General features: G+C 53.8%; 18 protein-coding genes. 10 read left to right on the forward strand and 8 right to left on the reverse strand.

Annotation, left to right across the window (positions count from 1 at the left end):
- Window positions 1-36: 36 nt before the first annotated feature.
- The 7 genes from tyrR to pspA form a co-directional block, all read right to left on the reverse strand.
- Window positions 37-1,578, reverse strand: a complete 1,542-nt coding sequence (gene tyrR / locus ACLHV9_RS13095; RefSeq protein WP_049006928.1) for a transcriptional regulator TyrR — start codon at window positions 1,576-1,578, stop codon at window positions 37-39.
- Window positions 1,579-1,690: 112 nt separating this feature from the next.
- Window positions 1,691-2,743, reverse strand: a complete 1,053-nt coding sequence (locus ACLHV9_RS13100) for a YcjF family protein (protein WP_108089775.1) — start codon at window positions 2,741-2,743, stop codon at window positions 1,691-1,693.
- Entirely contained in the window at window positions 2,740-4,137 is a 1,398-nt protein-coding gene (locus tag ACLHV9_RS13105) for a YcjX family protein (RefSeq protein WP_028018827.1), read from the reverse strand. The genes ACLHV9_RS13100 and ACLHV9_RS13105 overlap by 4 nt, the downstream gene beginning before the upstream one ends.
- 115 nt (window positions 4,138-4,252) lie before the next feature.
- Window positions 4,253-4,471 carry a phage shock protein PspD gene (gene pspD / locus ACLHV9_RS13110; RefSeq protein WP_028018826.1) on the reverse strand — a complete coding sequence of 73 codons (219 nt, stop codon included), beginning with the start codon at window positions 4,469-4,471 and terminating at the stop codon, window positions 4,253-4,255.
- A 12-nt stretch (window positions 4,472-4,483) separates the two neighbouring features.
- Entirely contained in the window at window positions 4,484-4,843 is a 360-nt protein-coding gene (gene pspC, locus ACLHV9_RS13115) for an envelope stress response membrane protein PspC (RefSeq protein WP_028018825.1), read from the reverse strand.
- The gene (pspB, locus tag ACLHV9_RS13120) at window positions 4,843-5,067 is read right to left on the reverse strand and encodes an envelope stress response membrane protein PspB (protein WP_028018824.1); all 225 of its coding nucleotides are present in this window, start codon (window positions 5,065-5,067) and stop codon (window positions 4,843-4,845) included. The genes pspC and pspB overlap by 1 nt, the downstream gene beginning before the upstream one ends.
- Window positions 5,068-5,121: 54 nt before the next feature.
- Window positions 5,122-5,790 carry a phage shock protein PspA gene (gene pspA / locus ACLHV9_RS13125; protein WP_028018823.1) on the reverse strand — a complete coding sequence of 223 codons (669 nt, stop codon included), beginning with the start codon at window positions 5,788-5,790 and terminating at the stop codon, window positions 5,122-5,124.
- Window positions 5,791-5,956: 166 nt separating this feature from the next.
- On the opposite strand from pspA, the gene pspF reads away from it, so the two are divergent.
- The 10 genes from pspF to pdeR all read left to right on the forward strand — a co-directional run bounded on the left by pspF (window position 5,957) and on the right by pdeR (window position 18,694).
- Window positions 5,957-6,934, forward strand: a complete 978-nt coding sequence (gene pspF, locus ACLHV9_RS13130) for a phage shock protein operon transcriptional activator (protein ID WP_128347594.1) — start codon at window positions 5,957-5,959, stop codon at window positions 6,932-6,934.
- Between the two features lie 88 nt (window positions 6,935-7,022).
- Window positions 7,023-8,663 carry an ABC transporter substrate-binding protein SapA gene (sapA, locus tag ACLHV9_RS13135; RefSeq protein WP_108089773.1) on the forward strand — a complete coding sequence of 547 codons (1,641 nt, stop codon included), beginning with the start codon at window positions 7,023-7,025 and terminating at the stop codon, window positions 8,661-8,663.
- Window positions 8,660-9,625, forward strand: coding sequence for a putrescine export ABC transporter permease SapB (sapB, locus tag ACLHV9_RS13140; protein WP_028018820.1), 966 nt, complete (start codon window positions 8,660-8,662; stop codon window positions 9,623-9,625). The genes sapA and sapB overlap by 4 nt, the downstream gene beginning before the upstream one ends.
- Window positions 9,612-10,502 carry a putrescine export ABC transporter permease SapC gene (gene sapC, locus ACLHV9_RS13145; RefSeq protein ID WP_108089772.1) on the forward strand — a complete coding sequence of 297 codons (891 nt, stop codon included), beginning with the start codon at window positions 9,612-9,614 and terminating at the stop codon, window positions 10,500-10,502. Before sapB ends, sapC begins: the two co-directional genes overlap by 14 nt.
- Window positions 10,502-11,494 (forward strand): putrescine export ABC transporter ATP-binding protein SapD, encoded by a 993-nt coding sequence (gene sapD, locus ACLHV9_RS13150; RefSeq protein WP_028018818.1) that lies wholly within the window; start codon window positions 10,502-10,504, stop codon window positions 11,492-11,494. Before sapC ends, sapD begins: the two co-directional genes overlap by 1 nt.
- Window position 11,495: 1 nt before the next feature.
- Window positions 11,496-12,302, forward strand: a complete 807-nt coding sequence (gene sapF, locus ACLHV9_RS13155; protein WP_410397553.1) for a putrescine export ABC transporter ATP-binding protein SapF — start codon at window positions 11,496-11,498, stop codon at window positions 12,300-12,302.
- Window positions 12,303-12,426: 124 nt separating this feature from the next.
- Complete coding sequence (gene fabI / locus ACLHV9_RS13160; RefSeq protein ID WP_003856831.1) at window positions 12,427-13,215, forward strand: enoyl-ACP reductase FabI; 789 nt, start codon at window positions 12,427-12,429, stop codon at window positions 13,213-13,215.
- Window positions 13,216-13,369: 154 nt separating this feature from the next.
- Complete coding sequence (locus ACLHV9_RS13165) at window positions 13,370-14,356, forward strand: carboxymuconolactone decarboxylase family protein (protein ID WP_028018811.1); 987 nt, start codon at window positions 13,370-13,372, stop codon at window positions 14,354-14,356.
- 88 nt (window positions 14,357-14,444) lie between these two features.
- Window positions 14,445-16,379: an exoribonuclease II gene (locus tag ACLHV9_RS13170; RefSeq protein ID WP_028018810.1), complete on the forward strand. Its 1,935-nt coding sequence runs from the start codon at window positions 14,445-14,447 to the stop codon at window positions 16,377-16,379.
- 323 nt (window positions 16,380-16,702) lie between these two features.
- The gene (pdeR, locus tag ACLHV9_RS13175; RefSeq protein ID WP_028018809.1) at window positions 16,703-18,694 is read left to right on the forward strand and encodes a cyclic di-GMP phosphodiesterase; all 1,992 of its coding nucleotides are present in this window, start codon (window positions 16,703-16,705) and stop codon (window positions 18,692-18,694) included.
- Here the strand turns inward: pdeR and ACLHV9_RS13180 are convergent.
- The gene (locus ACLHV9_RS13180) at window positions 18,691-19,560 is read right to left on the reverse strand and encodes a crotonase/enoyl-CoA hydratase family protein (protein ID WP_028018808.1); all 870 of its coding nucleotides are present in this window, start codon (window positions 19,558-19,560) and stop codon (window positions 18,691-18,693) included. The genes pdeR and ACLHV9_RS13180 overlap by 4 nt on opposite strands.
- Window positions 19,561-19,630: the final 70 nt, after the last annotated feature.

The raw sequence follows: 19,630 nt of genomic DNA on the forward strand, positions 1-19,630 counted from the left end.
CGAAAAGAAAAAAAGCCTCTATACAGAGGCTTTTTGTTATTCGTCGCCCTTCTTATGATTTAAACCATACTCACGCAGCTTATTCGCTATCGCGGTATGCGAGACACCAAGACGTTTTGCCAGCTTGCGGGTGCTTGGATAGCTGCGATAAAGCTGTGTCAGCACTGAACGCTCGAAACGGCTGGTGATCTCATCCAGTGAACCTTCCATCGCCTCTTCACCGACGGATACTGACCCGGCGTCGTAATCAGGCAACAGGATATCCTGCGGACGTAATTCATATCCTTCCAGCTGCGTCAGAGCCCGATAAACGGCGTTTTTGAGCTGACGAATATTGCCTGGCCAGCCATAGCGCATTAATACCGTGCCGAGATCGGCAGACAGCTTAGGACGTGGAACCCCCTGCTCGTCGGCAAAGCGAGCCACGAACAGTTCCGTTAACGGCATGATATCCTGCGGACAATCGCGCAGCGGTGGAATGTTGAGTGTCAGGACGTTGAGGCGATAATAGAGATCCTCGCGGAAGATCCCCTTTTGCACCAGTTCCACCAGGTTTTTCTGGGTGGCGCAAATGACGCGCACGTCCACATGCACTTCATGATCCTCACCCACGCGGCGGAACGTACCATCGTTCAGGAAACGCAGCAGCTTAGCCTGCATACGTGGCGACATTTCGCCGATCTCGTCCAGCAGCACCGAACCACCGTTCGCCTGTTCGAAGAACCCTTTTTTGCCTTCCGGGGCGTGACCGAATAACTCGCTTTCGACGGCATCTTCAGGGATGGAGGCGCAGTTAAGCGCCAGATACGGTTTTGCAGCGCGCGGGCTCGCCAGGTGTACGGCGTGAGCGAGCAGGTCTTTCCCGGTGCCGGTATCGCCGGTAATCAGCAGCGGCGCAGTCAAACTCGCGAGCTTACGGGCCTGGTCAATCACATGACGCATTTTCGGGCTGACGGCAATAATCTGGCTGAATGCCCCTACATCCTGACTGGAGAGGTTTTGCAACTGACGTCCCATACGTAACGTTGATCGCAGCATGATCACCGCACCAGTTAACACGCGGGTATTGCTTTCCCCTTTCAGATAGACCGGCGTGATCTCCATCAGGAAATTCTGTCCGTTGATAACAACGTGCTCGCTATGTGTGTTCTGGGGGTTGCTGTCCAGCCAGCGCTGGAAGTTAAAACCGGGAATCAACTGCGCGGCGTTGTGGTTGCTGAGCTTGTCCTGGCTCTGCGCAAAAAGCTGACAGCTGGCGTGGTTAACGCGTTCTACTTTGCTTTTCAAATCCAGAGAGAGAAAAGGCTCTGGCATCGCTTCCAGCAGCGCGCTCAGCGCCAGATGCTCACGCTCAGAGGGCATCCACGGGATAGTACGTACATCCGTAACGCCAGCGATACGGCGGATTTCGGCCATCAGGCTACTGAAGGTATTAAATTCAATTTCGGCAAAATTGAGGTAAATCTTCCCGACAGGGTCGATCTCAATGCCACGTAAATCAATGCTACGTAAAACAAGAAGATCGAGTAATTCGCGGGTCAGACCGAGACGGTCTTCACAGAAGACTTCAAGACGCATGGGAAATTCACCGTTTTAAGCCAATAACAGTAAAATGATATGTCAGAACACGGTGATCCGGAAGATGGCTGTCAACAAATATTGACAGCCAGCACGATTAGTGAACAAAACCTCAAGGGGCAGGTTTTTTATTGAGCGTTTCTTTGAGCTGACCGATCAACTCGCGCCTGAAATCCCCCAGCCGCGGCTTGTCGTCATCAATCCAGGGAAGCGGACGACAGACTTCCATCGCTTTAATGCCTAAACGCGCCGTCAATAAACCTGCCCCAATACCCTGAGCAGCACGGGCTGAGAGCCGTGCCGCCAGATCCTGCGACATCCAGTCCATTCCCACTTCGCGCACCAACTCACTCGCACCGGCAAAGGCGATATTGAGCAAAACAAGTTTAAACAGTCTGAGCCGGCTGTAATAACCCAACTCGATGCCGTAAAGATTCGCGATACGGTTAATCAGGCGTAAGTTACGCCAGGCGATAAATCCCATATCGACCAGCGCCAGCGGGCTAACGGCAATCATCAACGTGGATTCCGCCGCAGAGCGGCTAATCTCGCGCCGCGCCTGGGCATCCAGCACCGGCTGGACCATATGAGAATAGAGCGTTACCACTTCGCGGTCATTCTGGGTTTCATGGATGGCGGCATACCAGCGCTGAAGTGCCGGATGCGATTGATCAATTCCAGCCTGACTGGCGAGCTTTTCACAAAATGCGCGACCTTTTCCGGTAGCGTGACTGTGAAGCAGATCCCGCGCTTCATCGCGCTCATGCGCGCGCTGCCGCAGACGCCAGAGGCGACGCCACTCCGTTACAACCGACCCAATACCCGCCCCCACAATCAGGGCACCCGCAGCACACCCGCCGAGCGCGACCCAGTCCTGGGTTTGCCAGGCATTCATCGTCCATTGTACGCCCTGCCCAACCACACTTACGCCAAACAGCGCCAGACCGGCGGTGACCATCTTGCGCCACAGGCTGCGTTTCGGGCGTAAAGCAGCCTCAACGACAGCTTCCGCCTGGCCTTCCTCTACATCAGGCTTCTCCGTCAGCGCCGGGGCAAAGTTTTCAGCCTGCGCACCACTGAACGTTTGTGCCGTTTTAAACGCTTCCTGATTCTTTTGCTCAAGCGTTCCGGTAAAGTCTATGCGTGGTTTTAACGGTTCCGTCATCGCAATTTATCTCCAATCAAAAACTCCAGTGCCGCATCCAGACGAATGTGCGGTAACGGTTGATCGACACTCATGGCCTGCGGTCGGAAGGCTTCAAACTGGAAGCCCTGGCTCTGCCAGAACGCCTGGCCTGGAAGCCGCGCAGGCACTTCACCCGGATAAACGGTAAGTGGCTCGCCGTCGCTGAGACGGTTCCCGCGCAATGCCGGTATTTTTTCGCCGTTAAGGTCTATCAGCCCACTTTGCGTCGCCTGCACGGACGCCAGCCCGAGGCAATCCATGCTGATCCCTTCGAAAGCGGCATTTTGCCAGGCATCCTGAACCAGTTGTTGCAGCAGCGACACCATATTGGCGTGTTGATCAACCGTAACATGATCGGCTTTGGTGGCCGCAAACAGCAGCTTGTCGATCACCGGCGAGAACAGCCGGCGAAATAACGTCCGCTGACCATAGTGAAAACTCTGCATCAGCTGTGTCAGCGCGAGGCGCATATCGTTGAAAGCCTGTGGCCCGCTGTTAAGTGGCTGAAGACAATCCACCAGCACTATCTGTCGATCAAAACGTAAAAAGTGGTTTTTGTAGAAACCTTTGACCACCTTTTCACAGTAGTAATTGTAACGCTCGCGCAGCATCCCGGCATTCGTGTGCTTGTCGGCCTGAGCCAGTTTTGACTCTCCGGTGCCATCCACGTCCGGCCAGGGGAAGAACTGCAGCGCGGGCGCTCCGGCTAAATCGCCCGGCAGGACAAAACGCCCCGGCTGGATAAAATGCAGGCCTTCCTGTTTGCACTGATGCAGATACGCCGTCCAGGCTTCCGCGATAGCCGCCAGACGGTTTTCATCAGCAGGCGCGAGCGGATCTAAGCCTTCGCACAATTGCCGCCATTTTGCTGACCACTCCGCGCGGTGACCCTGTAACAAACTCGTCATCTGACGGGACCAGCTAAGATAATCCTGCGCCAGCATGGGTAAATCGAGCAGCCATTCGCCAGGATAATCGACGATTTCAAGATACAGTGTTGAGGTATCTTTGAAGTGGCGCATCAGGGATTCATTGGAACGAAAGCGTAACGCAAGACGAATTTCACTTACCCCTCGGGTTGGCGTCGGCCACGTGGGTGGGTCGCCATAAAGCTGTGCCAGCCCTTCATCATACGTAAATCGTGGAATGCCAAAATCGCGCTGAGGTACGCGCTTAACGCCCAGCAGACGCTCTTCCCGCACGGCGCTAAGCAAAGGCAAGCGTGCCCCGGCGTGCAGGTTAAGAAGCTGATTCACCATCGCGGTGATAAATGCCGTCTTACCACTGCGGCTCAAACCTGTCACCGCCAGACGCAAATGACGGTCAACACCGCGGTTCACCAGTGAATTGAATTCGTTCTTAAGTCGCTTCATCGCCGTCCTTTTTGCCTGAAGGATTATCTCTTTTTAAAAATATGACATGGGGGCTACATGAAAGGAATAAAACCGTACAGTGAAACGGCACGCTGATGCGCATGCCATACCACTATTATTTAAATTTTCCTGCGAGACGTCCGGCCAGTTTCTGCAGCAGTGGCTCCAGCGCCACGGCCAGCAACAATCTGACGGGCTTACGGGCAACAGATTTGATTGCCCACCCCGCCACACCCGCCGGGCCGTAACGTAACGCCGTCAGCAAGACCAGTTTACCTGCGATTTTCAGGCCGGGTTTGACCTTCTGACCGGCCTGTTGCCAGTTTTGCTTCATGTAGGCTCTCTCTTAAAGCTGACGAAAACGACTGCGCAGCGTAAAGGTATCCGAGGTGACATAGCGCTCCATTTCCCGCAACCGCTTTTCACCTGCGGCCAGTTGATCGTCCACTGCATTCAGGAGATCGCTGCTGGTTGGCGCACCTTCCGCAGCCAGTTCACCTTCCGGCATCGGGTCGAGTACAAATGACAGAATGATGTACGCCACCAGGGTGATAAACGCGAGGCCGAAGAAAATAGACAATACCGTGACGACACGGACCAGCTTCACTGGAACATCAAGATAATGGGCCAGCCCGGCGCAGACGCCGCGCACCATACCCTGCTGCGGAATTCGCCACAGTTTTTTGTTCAGATTCAGTCCAGACATTAACGATCCCTCCAGTTTGGATGCTCGGCATCCAGGATATCTTCCAGTGCCTGAATGCGTTCGCGCATTTTATTCGCCTGTTCGGAAAGCTGTACCAGACGCTGTTGTTCATTCTGGGAAAGCTCGCCCCGTGAAGAACGGTTGCTGTAGTGCAGCCATAACCAAATCGGCAAAACGAACAGCACGAAAATAGTCAGAGGTATGGCCAGAAAAAGCGCGCTCATGTGTACTCCTTGTCTTACGATGCATGGCGGCACGCTCAGGTGCCGCATAAATTATTATTGGTTATCTTGCTTCATTTTGGCTTTCAGTGCCGCCAGCTGCTCGCTGATTTCATCGTCGGCTTTCAGGTCAGCGAACTGTTGATCCAACGACTTCTGCTTACCGATGCTATGGCTTTCGGCTTCCGCTTCCATTTGATCGATACGACGTTCAAACGATTCAAAACGCGCCATCGCTTCATCCAGTTTACCGCTGTCCAGCTGACGGCGAACGTCTCGTGAAGAGCTTGCCGCCTGGTGGCGCAGAGCCAGTGCCTGTTGACGCGCACGGGTTTCGCTCAGTTTGTTTTCAAGCTCACCAATCTCTTTCTTCATGCGGTTGAGAGTGTCATCCACCAGCGTCACTTCATGCTCAAGCGCTGCAATCATGTCCGCCAGCTTCTGTTTTTCAATCAACGCTGCACGGGCCAGATCTTCTTTATCTTTACGCAGCGCAAGCTCGGCTTTTTCCTGCCATTCATTCAGCTGAGCGGTAGCCTGTTCAATACGACGCGTTAACTGTTTCTTCTCAGCCAGCGCACGTGCGGAGGTAGAACGCACTTCAACCAGCGTGTCTTCCATCTCCTGAATCATCAGACGTACCAGCTTCTGCGGATCTTCCGCTTTCTCAAGCAGTGAGTTGATGTTGGCGTTCACGATGTCGGCAAAACGAGAAAAAATACCCATAATCTAGTCCTCATAGTTCTGTTATCGGGCAATGCCCTGCTGAACAGATAATACAAATACCATGCCAGTTTTTTATCTTATTGATTTTATTTGATCTGATTGATTTTAACGCAACGGATAACTATGCTTACCTGGTGAATATCGCTAAGGAGTGGTTAATTTCATCATGCCTGGATACAAAGACAATCTGCTCGGTGAAGCAAACAGTTTTCTGGAAGTGCTGGAACAAGTCTCTCGCCTCGCGCCGCTGAATAAACCGGTGCTCATCATTGGTGAGCGCGGTACGGGTAAGGAACTGATCGCCAACCGCCTGCATTATCTATCCGGGCGCTGGGATGGTCCCTTCATTTCCCTCAACTGTGCGGCGCTGAATGAAAACCTGCTCGACACCGAGCTTTTCGGCCATGAAGCGGGCGCGTTTACCGGCGCTCAAAAACGCCATCCGGGGCGTTTTGAACGCGCCGATGGCGGCACACTCTTTCTTGATGAACTGGCCACCGCACCCATGCTGGTACAGGAAAAACTGCTGCGCGTGATTGAGTACGGCGAGCTGGAACGCGTAGGCGGCAGCCAGCCGCTGCAGGTCAATGTGCGCCTGGTGTGCGCCACTAACGCTAACCTGCCGGAAATGGTGGCGGAGGAAAAATTCCGTGCCGATCTGCTTGACCGCCTGGCTTTTGACGTCGTTCAGCTTCCACCGCTGCGCGAGCGCAAAAGCGATATCATGCTGCTGGCAGAGCAGTTTGCTATTCAGATGTGCCGGGAGCTCGGCCTGCCGCTGTTTCCAGGTTTCAGCGAATCTGCTCAGGAAACACTCCTTGCTTACCGCTGGCCGGGCAATATTCGTGAGCTGAAGAACGTCGTGGAGCGCTCGGTTTATCGCCACGGCAGCAGTGAGACGGAGCTGGATAACATCATTATCGATCCTTTCCAGCGCACCATGCAGCCGGCTTCCGCACCGTCGTTAGCGAGCGAGTCCCCCACTCTTCCTCTTGATTTGCGTCAGTTTCAGCATCATCAGGAGCAGCAGTTGCTTGAGCAAAGTCTGAAGACGGCGAAATATAACCAGAAACGTGCGGCTGAACTCCTGGGTCTGACCTACCATCAATTAAGGGCATTGCTCAAAAAGCATCAAATGCGCTGACAATATCAGCACTTACCCGCAGACATTTTTACGAAGCAGGCGTAAGTGCGATACACTTTGCAGATCGAACCTAAAAACCTTAAAAATTATGCGTCTGGTTTTATCGTCCTTTTTTGCACTCGGTCTCTTCAGCAGCCTGGCCTTTGCTGCGCCCGAGCACGTTGCGCAGCCTGATATTCGTGACAGCGGCTTCGTCTATTGCGTAAGCGGTCAGGTGGATACTTTCAACCCGCAAAAGGCGGGCAGCGGCCTGATTGTCGATACGCTTGCCGCACAACTTTACGATCGTCTGCTGGATGTCGATCCTTACACCTATCGTCTGGTGCCTGAGCTTGCGGAAAGCTGGGAAGTGCTTGATAACGGCGCCACCTACCGTTTTCATCTGCGTGATGATGTCGCGTTTCAAAAAACGCCGTGGTTTACCCCAACGCGCAAGCTGAATGCGGATGATGTGGTCTTTACCTTCCAGCGAATCTTTAACCGCAACCACCCGTGGCATAATGTTAACGGCAGCAACTTCCCCTATTTCGACAGCCTGCAGTTTGCCGACACGGTTAAAAGCGTGCGCAAGCTGGATAACCGGACCGTTGAATTTACACTGACGCGCCCGGATGCCTCTTTCCTCTGGCACCTGGCAACCCATTATGCGTCAGTCATGTCTGCTGAATATGCGGCGAATCTGACTAAATCGGACCATCAGGAGCTGCTCGATCGTCAACCTGTCGGCACCGGTCCGTTCCAGCTCGCCGAATACCGCGCGGGTCAATATATTCGCCTGCAACGTCACGAGCATTTCTGGCGCGGCACACCGCTGATGCCGCAGGTCGTGGTCGATCTCGGTTCTGGCGGGACGGGACGACTGTCAAAACTGCTGACCGGGGAGTGCGACGTGCTCGCCTGGCCTGCTGCCAGCCAGCTCACCATTTTGCGCGACGATCCGCGCCTGCGCCTGACGTTGCGCCCGGGTATGAATATTGCCTATCTGGCGTTTAATACCGACAAACCGCCGTTAAATAATCCTGCCGTCCGCCATGCCCTTGCGCTGGCGATCAACAATCAGCGCCTGATGCAGTCGATCTACTACGGCACGGCGGAAACCGCCGCCTCAATTTTACCGCGCGCCTCATGGGCCTATGACGGTGAAGCTAAAATTACGGAGTACAATCCGGCAAAAGCGCGTGAACAACTGAAAGCGCTGGGCGCGGAAAACCTGACCCTGCAACTTTGGGTGCCCACCAGCTCCCAGGCATGGAACCCAAGTCCACTGAAAACCGCCGAACTGCTGCAGGCCGATATGGCGCAGGTGGGCGTGAAAGTGATCATCGTACCGGTTGAGGGTCGTTTCCAGGAGGCACGCCTGATGGACATGAACCATGATTTAACCCTGACCGGCTGGGCGACCGACAGTAACGATCCGGACAGCTTCTTCCGGCCGCTTCTGAGCTGTGCGGCGATCAACTCGCAGACCAACTATGCCCACTGGTGTAACCGGGAGTTTGACGCTGTGATGCAAAAAGCACTGGCTTCCCAGCAGCTGGCCTCACGTATCGACGCCTATGATGAAGCACAGAAGATCCTTGCCCAGGAGTTGCCCGTACTGCCGCTGGCCTCTTCCCTGCGCCTTCAGGCCTATCGTTATGATATTAAAGGTCTGGTGTTGAGCCCGTTTGGCAACGCCTCGTTCGCCGGAGTGTCGCGCGAAAAAGAACAAGAGGTGAAAAAACCATGATTATTTTTACCTTACGTCGGCTTCTTCTGTTGCTGGTGACGCTCTTTTTCCTGAATTTCGTCGGCTTCAGCCTGAGCTATTTCACGCCGCATGCCCCACTTCAGGGGTCATCGCTGTGGGATGCCTGGATCTTCTGGTTTAACGGTCTACTGCACTGGGATTTTGGCGTCTCCAGCATTAACGGGCAGTTGATCTCCGATCAGCTAAAAGAGGTTTTTCCGGCCACGATGGAGCTGTGCATTCTGGCCTTCGGCTTTGCTTTGATGGTCGGCATTCCCGTGGGCATGCTGGCCGGAATTTATCGCAACAAATGGCAGGATAAGTTTATCAGCGCTCTCGCCCTGCTCGGCTTCTCGATCCCTGTCTTCTGGCTGGCGCTGCTGCTGACGCTTTTCTTCTCACTGACCATGGGCTGGCTTCCGGTCTCCGGTCGTTTTGACCTGCTCTATACCGTTAAATCGGTGACCGGTTTTGCAATCATAGACGCATGGCTCTCTGATTCGGTGTGGCGTCATGAGATGATCGTCAGCGCGCTGCGCCATATGGTATTGCCGGTGCTAACGCTGGCGGTTGCCCCAACGACCGAAGTGATCCGTCTGATGCGTCTGAGCACCATCGAGGTGTTTGATCAAAACTATGTCAAAGCCGCCGCCACGCGTGGATTATCACGTCTGACCATTTTGCGCCGTCATGTGCTACACAATGCGCTGCCACCGGTGATCCCACGACTCGGGCTACAGTTCTCCACCATGTTAACGCTGGCAATGATCACCGAGATGGTCTTTAGCTGGCCGGGGCTCGGACGCTGGCTGATAAACGCCATCCGCCAGCAGGACTATGCGGCTATTTCCGCAGGTGTCATGGTGATTGGCTCGCTGGTGATTATTGTTAACGTGATCTCCGATATTTTGGGTGCGATGGCTAACCCATTGAAGCATAAGGAATGGTATGCCTTACGATAACGTATACAGTGAAAAGCGCACGCCCGGTGTGCTGCGTACCGTGTGGCGTAAATTCTATGGTGACACCACGGCAATGATCGGCCTGTATGGCTGTGCCGGTCTGGTCTTGCTTTGCGTCCTTGGCTCGTGGTTTGCGCCGTATGGCATTGACCAACAGTTCCTTGGCTATCAGCTGCTGCCGCCTTCCTGGTCACGCTACGGTGAGGTCTCTTTCTTCCTGGGCACTGACGACCTGGGTCGTGACGTCTTGAGCCGCCTGTTGAGCGGTGCAGCGCCAACGGTGGGTGGCGCATTTGTGGTGACCTTTGCGGCAACGATCTGTGGTCTGGCGCTCGGCATTTTTGCAGGTTCCACCCATGGCCTGCGTTCGGCGGTGTTGAACCACATTCTGGACACCCTGCTCTCGATCCCGTCTCTGCTGCTGGCAATCATTGTCGTCGCGTTTGCGGGTCCGCATCTGTCGCATGCCATGTTCGCCGTCTGGCTGGCAATTTTACCCCGCATCGTTCGTTCGGTTTACAGCATGGTGCATGATGAGCTGGAAAAAGAGTATGTCGTCGCTGCCCGTCTGGACGGGGCAACAACGTTCAATATTCTGTGGTTCGCCGTTCTGCCGAACATCGCTTCCGGGCTGGTCACCGAGATTACCCGCGCCCTGTCGATGGCGATTCTGGACATCGCGGCGCTCGGTTTCCTCGACCTCGGCGCACAGCTGCCGTCACCTGAATGGGGTGCGATGCTTGGCGATGCCCTGGAGCTCATCTACGTGGCGCCGTGGGTGGTTATGTTGCCAGGTGCGGCCATTATGGTGAGCGTGCTGCTTATCAACCTGCTGGGCGACGGTATTCGCCGTGCAATTAACGCGGGGGTGCAATAATGCCGCTTCTTGATATTCGCAACCTCACTATCGAGTTCAAAACCGGTGAAGGCTGGGTTAAAGCCGTCGATCGCATCAGTATCACGCTCGCTGAGGGTGAAATTCGCGGGCTGGTGGGAGAATCCGGTTCGGGCAAGAGCCTGATCGCTAAAGCCATCTGCGGTGTGGCAAAAGATAACTGGCGCGTGACCGCTGACCGTATGCGGTTCGATGATATTGACCTGCTGCGCCTCTCCCACCGCGAGCGTCGTAAGCTGGTGGGCCATAACGTCTCAATGATTTTCCAGGAGCCCCAATCCTGTCTCGACCCGTCCGAGCGCGTGGGCAAACAGCTGATGCAGAACATTCCCGGCTGGACCTATAAAGGCCGCTGGTGGCAGCGCATTGGCTGGCGCAAGCGTCGTGCCATTGAGCTGCTGCACCGCGTCGGGATCAAAGATCATAAAGATGCCATGCGCAGCTTCCCGTATGAGCTGACCGACGGCGAGTGTCAGAAAGTGATGATTGCCATCGCGCTGGCTAATCAGCCGCGTTTGCTGATTGCCGACGAACCGACAAACGCGATGGAACCGACCACGCAGGCGCAAATTTTCCGCCTGCTGTCGCGTCTCAACCAGAATAACAACACCACTATTTTGCTGATCAGCCATGACCTGCAGATGCTCAGCAAATGGGCCGACAAAATTGATGTCATGTACTGCGGGCAGACGGTCGAAACAGCGCCCAGTGAAGATTTAATCAACGCGCCGCATCATCCATACACGCAGGCGTTGATCCGTGCCATTCCGGATTTTGGCAGCGCCATGCCGCATAAGAGTCGCCTGAATACGTTGCCTGGAGCCATTCCACTGCTGGAGTCCTTGCCGATAGGCTGTCGTCTCGGCCCGCGCTGCCCGTATGCTCAGCGTAAATGTATCGAGACACCACGCCTGACCGGGGCCAAAAATCATCTTTACGCCTGTCATTTCCCACTGAACATGGAGAGAGAGTGAAATGGTCGAAACTTTGCTGGAAGTTCGCAACCTGAGTAAGACCTTTCGCTACCGTACGGGGCTGTTTCATCGTCAAACCGTCGACGCGGTGAAACCGCTGAGCTTTACGCTGCGTGAAAAACAGACCCTGGCGATCATCGGCGAGAACGGTTCCGGGAAATCCACCCTGACGAAAATGCTCGCCGGCATGGTTGAACCGACGGCAGGCGAAGTGTTGATTGACGATCATCCCCTGGAATTCGGTGATTACTCTTTCCGTAGCCAGCGCATCCGTATGATTTTCCAGGATCCGTCAACCTCGCTCAATCCACGTCAGCGCATTTCGCAAATTCTGGATTTTCCGCTGCGTCTGAACACCGACCTGGAGCCAGAGGCGCGCCGTAAGCGTATCTTTGAAACCCTGCGTATGGTTGGGTTGTTGCCCGATCACGAAAGCTATTACCCGCATATGTTAGCCCCGGGTCAGAAACAGCGTCTGGGCCTGGCGCGCGCGTTGATTTTGCGCCCGAAAGTGATCATCGCCGACGAAGCGCTTGCCTCGCTGGATATGTCGATGCGTTCGCAGTTAATCAACCTGATGCTGGAATTGCAGGAAAAACAGGGTATCTCTTATATCTACGTCACCCAACATCTGGGGATGATGAAACATATCAGCGACCAGGTCATGGTCATGCACCAGGGGGAAGTCGTCGAGCGCGGCAGCACGGCGGATGTGATGGCGTCCCCGCTTCATGAACTGACGAAAAGACTGATTGCCGGGCATTTTGGTGAAGCATTGACCGCCGATGCATGGCGAAAAGACCGTTAACCGCGCGTTGAAAGAGTGGTCGGATTAACTAAGCACGCGACACGTGATATTATCGCCGCGTTTTAACGACGATTGTCCCAAGAAGATGACGATCGCCACAACAATGAATATAAGGATTAAAGCTATGGGTTTTCTTTCCGGTAAGCGCATTCTGGTGACTGGCGTTGCCAGCAAACTGTCCATCGCATACGGCATCGCTCAGGCAATGCATCGCGAAGGCGCTGAGCTGGCGTTCACCTACCAGAACGACAAGCTGAAAGGCCGTGTTGAAGAGTTTGCCGCGCAGCTGGGTTCCAGCATTGTTCTGGAATGTGACGTTGCACAAGACGAAAGCATCGATGGCATGTTTGCTGAACTGGCAAAAGCATGGCCGAAATTCGACGGTTTCGTTCACTCCATCGGCTTCGCTCCTGGCGACCAGTTGGACGGCGACTACGTGAACGCGGTTACCCGTGATGGCTTCAAAATCGCTCACGACATCAGCTCCTACAGCTTCGTGGCGATGGCGAAATCCTGCCGCGCGATGCTGAACCCGGGCGCAGCGCTGCTGACCCTGTCCTACCTGGGCGCTGAACGTGCTATCCCTAACTACAACGTCATGGGTCTGGCTAAAGCGTCTCTGGAAGCCAACGTACGCTATATGGCGAACGCAATGGGTCCTGAAGGCGTGCGCGTTAACGCCATCTCTGCAGGTCCTATCCGCACCCTGGCAGCTTCCGGTATTAAAGATTTCCGTAAAATGCTGGCACACTGCGAAGCGGTTACCCCGATTCGTCGTACCGTTACCATTGAAGATGTGGGTAACTCTGCTGCATTCCTGTGCTCTGACCTTTCCGCTGGTATCTCCGGTGAAGTGGTTCACGTTGACGGTGGCTTCAACATCGCGGCAATGAACGAGCTGGAAATTAAATAAGTTTTGGCTCTCTTCCCGCATGGGAAGAGAGTTTTTCCCTCCGCGCCACCCCTTCGTTATTCCGTTCTGCTATTTGTTATCACCTAACAATATTTTTCCCTTTATCAGCCTTACGCCAGGATATTGATCGCCATTTTGAGATCAAGGAACGCACATGGAACAACGCCGTTTTTCCGGCAAAGGCCACTGGTACCACGAAACCCAGTCCAACCACGCGCAAACGGATGTTCTGCCCCTGGTGCCCGAAGCCGCTAACGTCGACGATCGTTTTTTGCTCGATTTAGCCCTGCCTGATGAGATTGTCGCCGCCTGTACAGGCTGGCTTACTCCTGCAAGAGCCTTATGCCAACTGCTGTTTCCGCTCTCAGTTCCCGTGAATCGCCTGCAAACGCTCAGCGCTTACGATCGGCTCAGTACCGCGTTAACCGTTGCGCAGGCCTGCGGCGTTCAGCGGCTGTGTAACCACTACGCCGCCCTCCTCGCCCCGCTTCCCGGCCCGGACTCCTCGCGTGAAAGCAACCGACGTCTGGCGCAAATCACCCAGTATGCCCGCCAGCTCGCCAGCTCTCCTGATGTCATTGATGATAAAGCCCGGAACCAGCTTGATGAGGTGGGCTTGTCAACCTACGACATTGTGGTGATTAACCAGATTATCGGCTTTATTGGTTTTCAGGCTCGCGTAGTCGCGGTGTTTCAGGCTCTGCTGGGACATCCTGTTCGCTGGTTGCCGGGCCATCATATTCAGCCGCACACCCTGCCCACGCCCCATGACGCGTGGGTACCGCTTTTACCCGTCGTCGAACTGCGCTATGCAAGTGCACATCAGCTTGAATCTCTCTCCCGCTGGCAGTCGGAACCCGCGCTTGAAGCGCTGACGCCGGTCCTTTGCCATGAACCGACGCTACTCGACCTGACGGGAGAAATCCTGATCAACATTCGCGAAGAGATTTCTCTGACCTCTCCCGCACTTTCGGCAGCGACAGAACTGCTGACACGCTCTCCTGACCGCTTCAGCGCCGCACAGTTTACCCCGCTCATGGATGCAGGACTCCCTGCCGTACACGCAATCGAACTGCTAAGCCAAAGCGCATTTGATGGCTGGCTCAATCGTCTGAACGTCGCGTTTGGTAAAGAGGAATAACCATACTAATTACCCAAAGAGCGCTTGCTGATACAGTGAGAATCGCGTAAAACTGTCAGCCGCTCAATGGCTACGAAAATAGAACATTATGTTTCAGGACAACCCGCTGCTAGCGCAGCTTAAACAGCAACTGCATTCCCAGACGCCGCGTGCAGAAGGGGTCGTAAAAGCCACAGAAAAGGGTTTTGGCTTCCTTGAAGTTGACGCGCAGAAAAGCTATTTCATTCCGCCACCGCAGATGAAAAAAGTGATGCATGGCGATCGCGTCATGGCCGTCATTCATACCGAGAAGGATCGTGAGTCCGCCGAGCCGGAAGAACTGATCGAACCGTTCCTGACCCGTTTTGTGGGCAAGGTGCAGAGAAAAGACGATCGTCTTTCTATCGTGCCGGATCATCCCCTGCTGAAAGATGCTATTCCCTGCCGCGCCGCCCGTGGCGTTGAGCATGATTTTAAAGAAGGTGACTGGGCAGTAGCAGAAATGCGCCGTCATCCTCTGAAAGGCGATCGCGGTTTTTATGCTGAATTGACCCAGTTCATCACCTTTGGCGACGACCATTTCGTGCCGTGGTGGGTGACGCTTGCACGCCATAATCTTGAAAAAGAGGCGCCGAATGGCGTTACAACTGAGATGCAGGATGAAGGCCTGGTTCGTCGCGATCTCACTGCCCTGGAATTTGTCACCATTGACAGCGCCAGTACAGAAGATATGGATGATGCCCTCTACGCTGAAGAGAGTGCCGATGGCAAACTGCATTTGACTGTCGCCATTGCGGACCCAACCGCGTGGATTGCTGAAGGCAGCAAGCTGGACGATACGGCGAAAACCCGCGCATTCACCAACTACCTGCCTGGCTTTAACATCCCGATGCTGCCGCGCGAGCTGTCAGACGACCTCTGTTCACTGCGTCCACATGAAGTGCGTCCGGTACTTGCCTGCCGCATGACCATCGCTGCAGATGGCACGATTGAAGATGATATTGAGTTCTTCGCCGCGACCATTGAATCAAAAGCCAAGCTGGCTTATGACAATGTTTCCGACTGGCTGGAGAACACCGGCAGCTGGAAACCGGAATCAGACGCCATTGCCGCTCAGATTCGTCTGCTGCACCGTATCTGTCTGAACCGCGGCGAGTGGCGTAAAACCCATGCGCTGGTGTTCAAAGACCGTCCGGATTACCGCTTTGTTCTGGGTGAAAAAGGCGAAGTGCTGGATATCGTGGCCGAGCCACGACGCATTGCCAACCGCATTGTTGAAGAAGCGATGATTTCTGCCAACATTTGCGCCGCTCGCGTGCTGCGAGACAAACTGGGCTTTGGCATTTACAACGTCCACACTGGATTTGATCCGGCCAATACCGAAGCGCTGGCAGCCTTGCTGAAAAATCACGATGTGCACGTTGATCCAGAAGAAGTACTGACGCTGCCGGGCTTCTGCAAGCTTCGTCGCGAGCTTGACGCACAGCCTTCTGGTTTCCTGGATAGCCGCATTCGTCGCTTCCAGTCCTTTGCAGAAATCAGCACAGAGCCAGGTCCGCACTTTGGCCTGGGACTGGAAGCCTACGCGACCTGGACATCCCCGATCCGTAAGTATGGCGATATGGTTAACCACCGCCTGCTGAAAGCGATTATCAAAGGCGAAACGATTGCACGTCCTCAGGACGATACCACCCAGCAGATGGCCGATCGTCGTCGTCTGAACCGGATGGCAGAACGTGATGTTGGGGACTGGCTGTACGCGCGTTTCCTGAAGGACAAAACCGGTACAGATACCCGCTTTGCTGCGGAGATCATTGATATCAGCCGTGGCGGTATGCGCGTCCGTCTGGTGGATAACGGTGCTGTCGCCTTTATCCCTGCTCCGTTCCTGCACGCTGTCCGTGACGAAATGGTCTGTAGCCAGGAAAATGGGACTGTGCAAATTAAAGGTGAAACGGTTTACAAAGTCACAGATGTGATTGACGTAAACATCGCTGAAGTTCGCATGGAAACCCGCAGCATTATCGCGCGCCCTGTCGCCTGATAACCTGTTAAAATGTCGGTCCTTTCTTTGCAGGAGAGGCCGACATTTTACTTTTATCTTTCACCACAAAATCATCACTTTTTCTTACTATTTTCAATCTCCCTCCGCCCAAACTCACCATAATTATCTACAGTAAAAGAGTGTTGTTATATTCGGTTACGTGAATTTTTATACGCTACGTATCCTTTTTAGCGTGACTCGTTTTATTATAAGAATTCAGGGAAAAAACAATAAGTTCACTTCGGTTTTGCCGCTGTTTCACAACGGAAAAGTCGACAGCAAATGAATAATTTGTGCGCTAATGAGCAGCTGCGGGAGAATACATGATGGACGATCTGGAGCAGAATTTGCTGTTTCGTTACATGGGCACTCACAGCCCATGGTGGCGATTATCAGCTGACAGCAACGCTCTGCATCTTGCCGCAAGTGAAAATGCCGACGTGACTCAGGTGGTGTCGCTGGACGACGAACAGGCTGACCTCATCCGTCAGTTAACTGTTATTACCTCCAGCATTTCAATGACACTCTCTTTGTACGGGGAAAATGTCCCTGTCCATCTTGTCGGACGCAAAATAACCCGCAATGAGTGGGCTGGCACCGCTTCCTCCTGGAATGATACCCCCTCCGTGGCCCGCGATCTGGCACAGGGTCTCTCATTTGCGGAACAGGTAGTCTCAGAGGCCAACTCCGTCATTGTTATTCTCGATCATAACGGTAATATCCAGCGTTTTAACCGACTAAGTGAAGAGTATACCGGCCTGAAAGAACAGGAAGTCATTGGCCAGAACGTGTTTAAGCTCTTTATGAGCCGCAGCGAAGCAGCGGCCTCAAAGCGCAATATTACCGGTTTCTTTCGTAACGGCAGTTCGTATGAAGTCGAACGCTGGATCAAAACGCGAAAAGGACAAAGATTGTTTCTGTTCAGAAACAAATTCGTTCACAGCGGCAGCGGTAAAAATGAAATTTTTCTTATCTGTTCCGGTACCGATATTACAGAGGAACGCCGTGCTCAGGAGCGGCTGCGCGTGCTGGCCAATACCGACACCATCACCGGGTTGCCAAACCGCAATGCGATCCACGAACTGATTTCAGATGCCATCGACAGCCGTGGCGAAACGCAGGTTGGCGTGGTCTATCTCGATCTTGATAACTTCAAAAAGGTCAACGATGCCTACGGGCATATGTTTGGCGATCAGCTGCTTCAGGCTGTCGCCCTCGCTATTTTGAGTTGTCTTGATGAGGGCCAGATACTGGCTCGACTCGGCGGTGATGAGTTTATTGTCATGGCCACAAATACCTCGCAGGGTTCTCTGGAAGCAATGGCGTCGCGCATTTTAACCCGTCTGCGCCAGCCGTTCAGAATTGGTCTGATTGAAATTTACACCGGTTGTTCTCTGGGTATCGCGCTCGCACCACAGCATGGCATTGACCGGGAAAGCGTCATTCGCAATGCCGATACTGCGATGTACACCGCCAAAGAGAACGGACGGGGTAAGTTTTGTGTCTTCTCACCTGAGATGAACCAGCGCGTGTTTGAATATCTCTGGCTGGACACCAACCTGCGTAAAGCGCTTGATAACGATCAGTTGCTGATCCACTACCAGCCCAAAATAACCTGGCGTGGGGAAGTCCGTAGTCTTGAAGCGCTGGTCCGCTGGCAGTCACCAGAACGCGGTTTGATCCCTCCGCTGGAATTTATCTCTTATGCCGAAGAGTCGGGTTTGATTGTGCCCTTAGGTCGCTGGGTGATGCTGGACGTGGTTCGCCAGATCGCTAAATGGCGCGACAAGGGGATTAATCTGCGCGTGGCCGTGAACGTCTCTGCGCGCCAGCTGGCCGATCAGACTATTTTCAGTGATTTAAAACAGGCGCTAAAAGATCTGAACTTTGAATACTGCCCTGTGGACGTTGAGTTAACCGAAAGCTGTCTTATCGAGAACGAAGAGCTGGCGCTTTCAGTAATCCAGCAGTTCAGCAAGTTAGGGGCGCAAATTCATCTGGATGATTTTGGCACGGGCTACTCTTCGCTCTCGCAACTGGCCCGATTCCCGATCGATGCCATTAAACTCGATCAATCTTTTGTCAGGGATATTCATAAGCAATCCATCTCCCAGTCCCTGGTTCGCGCGATTGTTGCGGTGGCACAGGCGTTAAATCTGCAGGTGATTGCGGAAGGCGTGGAAAGTGCAAAAGAAGACGCCTTTCTGACTAAGAATGGCGTCAACGAACGGCAGGGTTTTCTTTTTGCTAAGCCGATGCCCGCTGCCGTATTCGAGCGATGGCTAAAACGATATCAATCGCGAAATCAGCGTTAACTGGCTTTGCGTAAACCCGCCGCATGATGGCGGTTTTGCAGTATAACCAGACGCTCCATATAGGCGATATCTTTTGGCTCGAGGCAGAATGCGGCATCAACCCAGTCTTCTGTAATGTCCATCAGCTCGCTGCGGGGCAATTGCAGAACGCGTGTACGGGCACGTAACATTGATCTTATACCGTTCAATTTTGGCCGCAGCGTGTCGATAAATGTCCTGACAGAGACGTAGCTTTGTCCAGGTTCAAACAGCACATCCACCAGCCCGTGCTGTTCGTACCATTCTGCCGTATGCGATTCCCCTTTATAGATGAGTTCCTCTGCCAGTTTCATACCGGAGCGACGTGCAACAAGTGAGTATCCCCCCATGCCCGGGAACAGGTTGAAGGCAATCTCGGGGAAACCTAAACGGGCATCGCGCTGAGCCAGTACGAAATGGTGCGCCAGAGCGGCCTCAAACCCGCCACCTAACGCACTGCCTTCTACCATTGCCAGCGTGATAGCCCCCGTATCAAACCCGCGTGATGCCGCATGAACGCAATCAACGCAGGCGCGTGCATATGCCCGTAACGCTTCCCGACGTCCGTTCTGAATGCACTCGACGAAGAACTGTAAATCACCTCCTGTATTGTACATTTCAGGAACCAGCGATCCGGTTACCCAAAAATCGACCTCAAAACCAGACTGACGCACCAACCATGAGAGGTTCATGATCTCCTCAATTAGCGCATGATTGAAGCAAGGACGCGGCTGGGCCTGCAGCATCATCCAGACTGTACGGCGCTCCGCCTCGTAATACCCTGATAACTGCGTGAAACGTTTAGAATCGGTAAACAGTGTGCATGTAGGCTGATTGATAACTGTCATAGTCTAATTCCTCTTATAAAAAAGCGCCTTGCGCGCAGTTTTAGACTAATCCACTCATTAAGCCCACTGC

It is taken from the genome of Enterobacter sp. CPE_E890 (genome assembly GCF_046521475.1).
In the GTDB taxonomy this organism is placed as follows: domain Bacteria; phylum Pseudomonadota; class Gammaproteobacteria; order Enterobacterales; family Enterobacteriaceae; genus Enterobacter; species Enterobacter adelaidei.

Excerpts from the sequence above, each read along its gene's own strand:
- pspA (WP_028018823.1), bottom strand. The coding sequence starts at position 5,790 with ATGGGTATTTTTTCTCGTTTTGCCGACATCGTGAACGCCAACATCAAC.
- ACLHV9_RS13170 (WP_028018810.1), top strand. The coding sequence starts at position 14,445 with ATGTTTCAGGACAACCCGCTGCTAGCGCAGCTTAAACAGCAACTGCAT.
- ACLHV9_RS13180 (WP_028018808.1), bottom strand. The coding sequence starts at position 19,560 with ATGACAGTTATCAATCAGCCTACATGCACACTGTTTACCGATTCTAAA.
- fabI (WP_003856831.1), top strand. The coding sequence starts at position 12,427 with ATGGGTTTTCTTTCCGGTAAGCGCATTCTGGTGACTGGCGTTGCCAGC.
- ACLHV9_RS13165 (WP_028018811.1), top strand. The coding sequence starts at position 13,370 with ATGGAACAACGCCGTTTTTCCGGCAAAGGCCACTGGTACCACGAAACC.
- tyrR (WP_049006928.1), bottom strand. The coding sequence starts at position 1,578 with ATGCGTCTTGAAGTCTTCTGTGAAGACCGTCTCGGTCTGACCCGCGAA.
- sapB (WP_028018820.1), top strand. The coding sequence starts at position 8,660 with ATGATTATTTTTACCTTACGTCGGCTTCTTCTGTTGCTGGTGACGCTC.
- pspF (WP_128347594.1), top strand. The coding sequence starts at position 5,957 with ATGCCTGGATACAAAGACAATCTGCTCGGTGAAGCAAACAGTTTTCTG.
- pspC (WP_028018825.1), bottom strand. The coding sequence starts at position 4,843 with ATGTCTGGACTGAATCTGAACAAAAAACTGTGGCGAATTCCGCAGCAG.
- ACLHV9_RS13100 (WP_108089775.1), bottom strand. The coding sequence starts at position 2,743 with ATGACGGAACCGTTAAAACCACGCATAGACTTTACCGGAACGCTTGAG.
- pdeR (WP_028018809.1), top strand. The coding sequence starts at position 16,703 with ATGATGGACGATCTGGAGCAGAATTTGCTGTTTCGTTACATGGGCACT.
- pspB (WP_028018824.1), bottom strand. The coding sequence starts at position 5,067 with ATGAGCGCGCTTTTTCTGGCCATACCTCTGACTATTTTCGTGCTGTTC.
- sapF (WP_410397553.1), top strand. The coding sequence starts at position 11,496 with ATGGTCGAAACTTTGCTGGAAGTTCGCAACCTGAGTAAGACCTTTCGC.
- sapA (WP_108089773.1), top strand. The coding sequence starts at position 7,023 with ATGCGTCTGGTTTTATCGTCCTTTTTTGCACTCGGTCTCTTCAGCAGC.
- ACLHV9_RS13105 (WP_028018827.1), bottom strand. The coding sequence starts at position 4,137 with ATGAAGCGACTTAAGAACGAATTCAATTCACTGGTGAACCGCGGTGTT.
- pspD (WP_028018826.1), bottom strand. The coding sequence starts at position 4,471 with ATGAAGCAAAACTGGCAACAGGCCGGTCAGAAGGTCAAACCCGGCCTG.
- sapD (WP_028018818.1), top strand. The coding sequence starts at position 10,502 with ATGCCGCTTCTTGATATTCGCAACCTCACTATCGAGTTCAAAACCGGT.
- sapC (WP_108089772.1), top strand. The coding sequence starts at position 9,612 with ATGCCTTACGATAACGTATACAGTGAAAAGCGCACGCCCGGTGTGCTG.